The organism is Natrinema sp. HArc-T2, from assembly GCF_041821085.1.
Lineage (GTDB): Archaea > Halobacteriota > Halobacteria > Halobacteriales > Natrialbaceae > Natrinema.
On the sequence record NZ_JBGUAZ010000009.1, the window covers coordinates 87,038 to 95,577 of the forward strand.

The following is an 8,540-nucleotide window of genomic DNA, read 5'->3' on the forward strand; positions in this document are numbered from 1 at the left end:
AGTATAGAGAGGGTTGCCGCCGCAAAACATGGTAAAGCAGGTTGGGAGAGCTATTGGAGATCTATCGTGCCGCTGATAATGCGGCGGCAGCACAGTAGCACGGCGCTACAGCGGTGTTAAAATACATGAAAGAAAAGCAGACACATTCAATCGATACGAGCGGCATTCCTGAGACTCTACAGGAGTACGACCAGTGGATCTGCTGGCGTGTTAAGGATCGTGATGGGAAGGCAACGAAGGTCCCAATTGTTCCTGGGACTGGCGAGTATGCCTCATCAACTGACCCGCAAACATGGCGACCGTTCAATGAGGCACTCGAGTATTTCGAACGTGGCGAAGCGGCTGGGGTCGGGTTCGTCTTCACAGACGATGATCCATTTGTCGGGATTGACCTCGATGACTGTCGTGATCCAGAGACGGGATCGCCGGGTACAGATGCTCGAGAAATCATCCTCGAACTCGAGTCGTTTACAGAGGTCTCGCCGTCGGGGACTGGCTATCACGTTATCGTCCGTGGGTCACTGCCTGGAGACCGGAGTCGACGTGGATCTGTCGAGATGTATGAGACGGCACGGTTCTTCACTGTGACTGGTGATCGTGTCGAAACAACACCGTCACAGGTGATGGAGCGACCTGCTGCACTCGAGAGCGTATACACCGAATACATCGCTGAGACAGAGCCATCTGACAGCGAGAACAAAGTTCGAGCCCAGCAGGCTTCGACGCACGAGACCAGCCAGAGCGTGACGCTCGAGGATGAAGAACTGCTCGAGCGAGCGCGGAATGCATCGAATGGCGAGAAATTCGAGCGGTTGTGGCGTGGCTCGACTACTGGTTACGAGAGTCAGTCAGAAGCAGACATGGCGCTGTGTTTCTTGCTGGCGTTCTGGACCGGTGGCGACGCTGCTCGAGTCGATCAGCTCTTCCGACAGTCGGGACTGCTTCGAGACAAATGGGATGAGGTCCATTACGCGGATGGATCGACATACGGCGAGAAGACGGTCGAACGAGCAATCGCGAACACAGACGATGTCTATGACCCATCGAGCAGCGAGGCGTCGCGTGGAAAGCAGACCAAGAAGCGAGGGCAGACGACCATACAGGAACCCGCTCAAGATGGACAGTCATCGCCAACTGAGCAGACCCTTGGTGGGACTGAAGGGACACAAGCAGCGTATCTAGCCGAGAAAAACCAGTTATTGAGTGACCGTGTCGACGAACTCGAGGCTACGCTCGAACAGAAAAATGAGCGTATCGATCGCCTCGAGGTAACAATCGAGGGTCTCAAAACTGAACTTGCAGAGCGTAACCGAGAGATCGAGCAGACTCGAGGAGAACAAGTCGAGACGACATCCAACTGTGATACCGCTTCAGAGACATCCTCCCCGTGGGGGCGATTATTCGGAGATAGCTCCAAGTAACAATCGTTGAGAAGATCGCTTATTCAATTCAGAGTAAGGTACGATAGGGGCACTCGATTCGGTAGGTGAGTCTGCTTACTCCTCAGACGTGACGAACAGGACAATATGTTCATTAAATAATATATGGCTGTTTCATCACTTTTGTATTATTTATTCAGTGGATAGCAAGCACAAGTGCCCAGGCAATCAGTCATCCTCATTTTCTCTGCCGGGAAGGCGACGGATTGCCTTTACCCATCTGTCTTTGGCCGCCTGCCCGGGGTCAGCAAACGGATCATGTGTGATGTCTTCAGTTGTTTCGGAATACGTTTCACCGCCCTTGTCGGTTCTCCTCCGCCACAGGCTAACTACCGTTGCAACCGCTAATAATGCTAATAAAATAGCTGATGTGAATTTAGATAAAGTGAAATTATCAAATGGGGCTACCACGAAAATTAGGGCCAACAGAAGCACAGCTAACTGGGTCGCATAGAAAAGACGACTGAGCCAGAAGTTCAGTATCCCGAAAATTTGTCCCATCGCTCTACAAGACGTACCAGCGGTGTGCATATAATATTTTACACTACGTTTATGTAAAGAATTCTATGATATCTGGTAGTAGAGTTTGGTTAGTCTGTACATGCATATATCTGAGTGACACAAACATATATTGAGCATGGTCGCGTACAGTTAGATATGGCTCAGTTCGATCCGGCACCTGAATCTGATGCTGCTCAGCGGCGGTGGCAAGAGGGTACGGACACGTTTGGTCGTGTCTACGATGTTGCCCTTGGAGTGACATCGCCCACCGCGTACACTGAGATTGCGGAGCTTGCCGATTGCTCTCCGAACGCCGCCAAAAAGCATCTCGAGCGTCTGACCGAGATGGGTATTGTTCGAGCAGACCGTGATAGTCGCCCCGCGCAGTACGAACGGAACGATGGGTATCTCGAGTGGCAGGAGGCCAGCCAAATTGCAGATGAACTCTCCATCGACGAGATAATCGACCGCGTGGCAGCACTCGAAGAACAGCTCACAGAGTACGAGGAGCAGTTCGGAACCACTGACCCGACAGCGGTCTCGGTTGTTGAGCATGACGACCACGAGATGGTTCATGAACGGATGACTGCGATCAGTGAGTGGCAAGGAATCATTCGAGAGATTCGACTGTACGAACTTGCTCGACAGCTCTCCCAGAACGATGGGCATCTGATTCCTGCCTGAATGAGTCGGCCACCATCGGATTCGGCCCCTGACTCGACAGGGCCACCGGATCGCCAGACGTTGCGATTGCTCGAGCGACATCTCACATCGGATTCACTCGTCGCCGAGACAGCATTCGATCCAGATTTCTACGAGCCGCGACTCCTCAAGGCGTTCCTTGATATGGAGCGATATCCAGAATCAGTCTCAGCAGCCCGGCTCGACATTCGGTGGTTCACGACTGAGGATTTCACATTTCATTATGTTGAAGATCACAACGATGGGAGCCGGTGGGAATGTCGTTGGGATCGGCATCCAAACACGCACAATGCCCGGTTGCACTTTCACCAGCCACCGGCTGCGAACGACATCACTGATCTTGAACTCCCGTCGCTCCACCCCCTCGAGGTGTACTCGACGGTGCTTACTGCGATCGAGCAGCGTCTCGAGACTCTTTGGTCTCAGTGAAGGTATGTGAGTCTCATTGGCCTCTCGCACACAGTATTTGCGAGGATGTCAGCGGGGTCTTCCACTGGACGGAACACTCAAACGCGTCTCGTGAGATGACCGTGTATGAACCGAGCGACCCTCGTGGTTTCTGTGGCGCTCCTCGTCGTTCTTGCGGGATGTGCGAGCGACACCGGGGACTCCGAGAATGCGATTGACGACTCTCAGACCGTTGGGAATGCTCTCGAGGTTGTTGACATGAACGTCGAAGACGTGTCGCCCGACGAGGAGTACATCGTCCTCGAGAATACCGCCGATGAGCCCGTTGATTTGTCTGGGTTTGAACTCCGAGACCGAGAGGGTGGACAGGTCGATGGCGGCCTCTCTCCGTTTTCGTTTCCAAGTGAGTTCGTTCTGGAGTCTGGGGAGACGGTGAAGATAACGACTGGTGAAGGCGATCCAACGGACAACGAACTGTACTGGGGATACAACGTGAATATCTGGCGAGACGATGGCGACGTGGTTCGGCTTGTCAACGCCAATGGCCAGGTCGTACTCGAGCACGTCTACGGCGATATCGAACTCGATGAGTCTGAGTCGGACGGCGATGGAGAGAGCGGCACTGGTGACGAGAGCGATGGACTCGACGGGAGCACTGTCGAGGGAGAACTCGAGATTCACCACATCGACGTCGGACAAGGCGATTCGACTCTCATCGTCACGCCAGCCAATGAGACGATCCTGATCGATACTGGCGACTGGCGAGAGGACGGCAGTGAGGTCATCGCCTATCTCGAGGCCCAGGGGATCGATCGGATCGACCATCTCGTCGCGACACACGCTGATGCCGACCACATCGGTGGTCACGCTGCTGTGATCGAGCACTTCGAGACGACTGGTGAGGGTATTGGAACCGCATACGATTCGGGTGTCCCATCGGATTCTGCGACCTATGGGAACTACCTCGATACCGTCGACGAGTACGACGTCGAGCTGCTCATCGTCGAAAGCGGCGATGAGCTACCGCTTGAGGGCGATGTCTCTGCCCAGGTGATGAACCCGCCTGCTGGGGACGCTGGGAGTGATGTTAACGATAACAGTGTGGTACTGGCGCTCGAGTTTGGTGACTTCCAGTATTTGGCACCCGGTGATGTCGATACTGGCGTTGAGCAGCGCTTGGTCGACGAGTGGGAAAACGATCTCGAGAGCGATGTCTACAAGGCTGGCCATCACGGCTCATCGACCTCCTCGAGTGACGCCTTCGTAGACGCCATCGATCCGGAGACGGCTATCATCTCGAGTGCCTATGATTCACAGTATGGGCACCCAAGCGATGAGGTGCTCGAACGGTTTGCCGCTCGAGAGATCGAAACATACTGGACGGGAGTCCACGGCGATATTGTGGTTCGCACCGATGGCACGTCGATCGAGGTAGAGACGGAAGAGTTGTTCTCGACGGACCCAGAGGATATCCTCGCGGAGACACCTGATTCCGACGATGAGACGAACTCCCTGATATCACCTCCTCTGGTCGCCAGTGGAATTGATGGAGCTGTCGCTCCTGCTATGGGGTGAGAACGATGGACGGGACTTACACTGGCGTTGTCGATCGAATTGAGGACGGTGAGATTGCTATCATCTTGCTCGAGGAGAACGGGCAGGTGATCGAGCAAGTGGATGTCCCTGTGGCTCGATTGCCTGAGCCCGCTCAAACAGACGGTGGTGTGTTGTCGGTTACGCTCGAGGATGGCGACATCGTGTCGATGGAATATCGACCGGACGCCACTCGCGACCGCCGTGAGTCTGCGCAGGAGAAACTGGATCGGTTGTCGGAGAAGTTGTCTGATCGCGAGGAGTGAGTCGACGCTGGCGGTGATGAAGAGTGACTCTCGAGGAAAAGTCTGTAGTGGACACTTGGTTCTGTTTCGAAGTTCCGTCTGATAAGAGGAGAATCGTGGATTGTCAAACGCTCAGTACAGAGAGGCCAGCAAACAGATGAGAACGTGAGTGCTCTATTTCAGTTCTTTCGGAAGATCGTCTACACCCCACACCTGTAGTACTTGTCGAATGTGGAAATCCTTCTCTGATGGATCATTGTTCTGTAACGCTTCTTCTAAGTGTTGTCTGCCTTCAGCACTCAGCTCCCCCATTTCGTCCTACGGTACCCCTATCAAAGGATTTAAAATATTTGATTGCTTTTTGCATATGGACTATAGATATTACCAATAATGAGATGAGGGAGATCTACTACAGCCCGTTCTGTTCGCACCTGTAGTGCGCAGTGATTCCACGGGAATAAACAGCTAAAGAACCGAGTTTCAACAGAGCTACGTATTCTAAAACGACCCCTCCGGAGTATTTTTTCGCCCCGAGATGGGTGCGGGGCGATCGAACTGCCCCGAGATAGCGAATGACTACTGAGCGACAGCACCCACGAGACCGTGGAATTGATCGGACACCAACTCACCGGCACCCCTCCAAGCAACCCTGGGCTGGCCTCAAGTTACGCGTTCCGAACGACCGAAGTCGGGAGTCACTCATCTCATTCGTTGAGTGTGCTCTCGTCGAACTCACGCATGCAGACGTCGGTGCCGAGTATCGATCGTCGAACATTTGGGGAGTTAAACTGACGCAGTACATCGCTGCCGATACGGTTGGCGAGAGATTCAAGAAGCGCCATTATGACGAACGGCTCGGCTGGCACGAACAGACGATGTCCCAGCAGGACGTGCGTGATGAACTACTCAACCGCCTCGAACGGCCCGCGTCACTGGCGACGAACCAGAGTCATTCCTATCCTGTTGAAGAACCAGATACGTTCAGGGTGAAGCCGACGTGGCAACTTCGAATGGGTCGACGGCCCAGCAAGAGGTAATCACGAGCCGTCGGTACTCCAGCCTGTTGTTGAATATCGGTCACTGACTCCAGTTCCTATCTTCTAAACTCTATTGAATTTATTAGATCCTGGTATATTTGGCACCGTCCGCGGTAAGTACAGAGGATGCATGCAGCAAAAGCCAGTGGTCGTTTCAGGTGATGAAGTGTGAGCTGAGCCGTTACGACGAGTGGTATCTAGCCGGGCCTGAGAAGTGATCAGACCCAGAATCGACCTTCGAGATACTCGCTTCGGTCGGGCGAAACCAACAGGCGACACGCAGAGTCAGCGGTGCTCGGAGGCATGGACGGGCGCCTCGGGTACTTCGATTTCTTCGCTGGCGAAGGCGGCCAGCGAGCGCTCTGTCACGTCCGAGGCGAACGCGAACTCGTCGCGCAGGTCGGCCACGTAAGCCTTGCCGCGAATCGTCCGATAGTAGGACTCGTCCTCGACTAGGACCGTGAACGAGTGGTCATCGTCGACGTAGACGTACTTCGAGGTCACCATGGCTTCCCTGACGATCGCACTCGCTCTATCGACGTCGGCAGCGGCGGTGACCGCGAGTTCGACGACGACCATCATCTGCGGGGTGCCGTCGTTGGCGTTCGAGACGTTCGAAGTGAACATCGTTCCGTTCGGGATACTAACGGCGCTGTCGTCGGGCGTCCTCAGCGTTGTCGCCCGAAGGTCGATGTCGGTTACCTCGCCGTAGTCGTCGTCGATGGCGATCTTGTCGCCGACCTGATAGGGACGCTCGGTGACGAGCACCAGCCCACCGACTATCGCCGCGAAGAGGTCCTTCAGGCCGAGCCCCAGAGCCGCCCCGAACAGTCCCGACACTGCGAGCAACTGTGCGGCCGATAGTTGAAGCAACGGTCCCAGGATCAGATACGCCGCGGTTCCGTAGATGAGAACCCGCGCGACCGGAATGAAAATCTTGATCGTAACCCCCCGACGGGGAATGCGCTCGACGGCCGCCGTGAGCACGAACCTGACTACCTTGGTTGCCAGGTACGCAGCTACGAGCACGCCCACCATTCTCGTGAGTGTCTCCTGGGCTACCCCCAGGTCTACCAGCGTCTGGAGCACGGTCACAGTATCCGCCCCAGTTCGGTCGCCGGCGCGGCAGCCGGCACTGCCGCCGGTACCAGTTCCACGATATCGTCCTCGACCGTGACGAGGCCGTCGCGCGAGAGGCGTCCGAGAACCCGGTCGAGACCGTCAATAATGCCCGCGAGCTGTGCCCGGTTGACCCTCTCTTTCGCGAGCACGATCCGCAGACAGAACGCCTCCTCGCGGTCCAGATCCGGGTCGGACGCGGGGACGGTCACGTCGCTCGGGCGCACCTTCGGCCCCTGTCGGGTCTCCCAGATCGCCGTGGCGACGCCGAGGTTCCCGTTTGAGACCGCAGCGAGGCGGCCGAACGTTACGTCCTTTGGATCCAGATTTCTCTCCGAAAACAGGTTCTTGACTGCAACTGGGCTCAGCATAGGAATCGGCACCGATACCGACCAGTCCCGCCAGCCAATCTCGTGGCGCGTCGTGATGACCAAGCCGCCCTGCTCGGGGTCGTCTGCGACGAACGCCGGCATCACGTCATACCGATCTAGCACGAGTTCCGCAATCCGTTCTGCGGGAAGGAGCTGGATCTCAACAGTGACGGGAAACTCCCGGTCGAGGGCCTGCACCGCCACGAGGTACTCCCACGCGTACCGGTTCCAGCTGGTCACCACTGTCGCATCGACGCTCGCTAGGTCGTCGAGAAACGCAGACAGCTCCTCGAAGCCGCCGATGCGACGCTCGTACAGGTGCTGGCAGTCCTCTATCACGACTGGCCCCCCGTTGATCCTCGCCCGGATCCGGTCGACCCCGTCGCCCGGGTCAAGGCTAACCCGGGTTGCGTCCAGATCCCGCACAGCCCGGTCTAGGACGGATCCGCGTCCGGAGAAGGGATCGCCCACGACGGCAACTGGCCCGGCCTCCTCGCCCGAGAGAACGGCCTTGAACGCCTCGTGGTCGTCACCGAGGAGTGTGGGGACGTCGACGTCCGGCACCCGACGTCTCCTTTCGACGGCACCATGCTTCATTATACCTATACCTTTGTGTCCAGCCGGTTGATAATACCGAATCAGGGTCGACCCCGTCAGATGGTTTTAAGCGCCCTCTCAATCCGTCTGGCTCGCGGCTCAACACGGATGTGAGACAATCATTCGGGTCACTGATTGTTAGTCCTACCCGGCTCATCAAGGACGTTAGCGATACCGCCGCTAAATACGTGCTCTGTATTCTGCTCTGTAGGATCACTAGACTGCGGCGACTTCGGAGCAATTGGAGCTGGTTAGTTACGATGTGATTTGGACGAATATTTCCCTGATGCTGATGGCTGGATGAACAGATTCCTGTAAAATCAAGAGACTGCGGTGGATTCCAGATACGAGTCCAGTGGTTGACTGTTCTCCAACGAGAGTAGGCTACTCACAGCGTCGTCTAGCGATCCTACAGAGCACTGTATTCACCTATGGAAATTCTGCTGGCTAAACAAACCACGTTTGCTAAGATAATTCTTCGGGCAACAAGGACTTGCTGTAGTTTTTGAACGTAGAATCGACAACCGA

The 8,540-nt window shown here is 55.6% G+C and carries 9 protein-coding genes; 6 read left to right on the forward strand and 3 right to left on the reverse strand.

The window, feature by feature from the left end; genetic code table 11:
* The first annotated feature begins 125 nt into the window (after positions 1-125).
* On the forward strand, positions 126-1,421 hold the full coding sequence (locus ACERI1_RS16970; protein ID WP_373619646.1) for a hypothetical protein: 1,296 nt from the start codon (positions 126-128) through the stop codon (positions 1,419-1,421).
* Positions 1,422-1,607: 186 nt separating this feature from the next.
* Here the strand turns inward: ACERI1_RS16970 and ACERI1_RS16975 are convergent, their stop codons facing one another.
* Positions 1,608-1,940, reverse strand: a complete 333-nt coding sequence (locus ACERI1_RS16975; RefSeq protein ID WP_373619647.1) for a hypothetical protein — start codon at positions 1,938-1,940, stop codon at positions 1,608-1,610.
* 156 nt (positions 1,941-2,096) lie between these two features.
* Between ACERI1_RS16975 and ACERI1_RS16980 the strand changes: the two genes are divergently transcribed.
* The 5 genes from ACERI1_RS16980 (at position 2,097) to ACERI1_RS17000 (ending at position 5,925) form a co-directional block, all read left to right on the forward strand.
* Positions 2,097-2,624, forward strand: a complete 528-nt coding sequence (locus ACERI1_RS16980; RefSeq protein ID WP_373619648.1) for a winged helix-turn-helix domain-containing protein — start codon at positions 2,097-2,099, stop codon at positions 2,622-2,624.
* Positions 2,625-3,071 (forward strand): hypothetical protein, encoded by a 447-nt coding sequence (locus ACERI1_RS16985; protein WP_092935830.1) that lies wholly within the window; start codon positions 2,625-2,627, stop codon positions 3,069-3,071. It abuts the gene before it with no gap.
* Positions 3,072-3,176: 105 nt separating this feature from the next.
* A complete protein-coding gene (locus ACERI1_RS16990; protein WP_373619649.1) occupies positions 3,177-4,625 on the forward strand; it encodes an MBL fold metallo-hydrolase in 1,449 nt (482 codons plus the stop codon).
* Positions 4,626-4,630: 5 nt separating this feature from the next.
* Entirely contained in the window at positions 4,631-4,909 is a 279-nt protein-coding gene (locus ACERI1_RS16995) for a DUF3006 domain-containing protein (RefSeq protein WP_373619650.1), read from the forward strand.
* Between the two features lie 551 nt (positions 4,910-5,460).
* Complete coding sequence (locus tag ACERI1_RS17000; protein WP_373619651.1) at positions 5,461-5,925, forward strand: hypothetical protein; 465 nt, start codon at positions 5,461-5,463, stop codon at positions 5,923-5,925.
* 285 nt (positions 5,926-6,210) lie between these two features.
* On the opposite strand, the gene ACERI1_RS17005 is transcribed toward ACERI1_RS17000, so the two are convergent.
* A complete protein-coding gene (locus tag ACERI1_RS17005; RefSeq protein ID WP_373619652.1) occupies positions 6,211-7,020 on the reverse strand; it encodes a mechanosensitive ion channel family protein in 810 nt (269 codons plus the stop codon).
* Positions 7,017-8,012 (reverse strand): hypothetical protein, encoded by a 996-nt coding sequence (locus ACERI1_RS17010; protein WP_373619653.1) that lies wholly within the window; start codon positions 8,010-8,012, stop codon positions 7,017-7,019. Before ACERI1_RS17010 ends, ACERI1_RS17005 begins: the two co-directional genes overlap by 4 nt.
* Between the last annotated feature and the right edge of the window lie 528 nt (positions 8,013-8,540).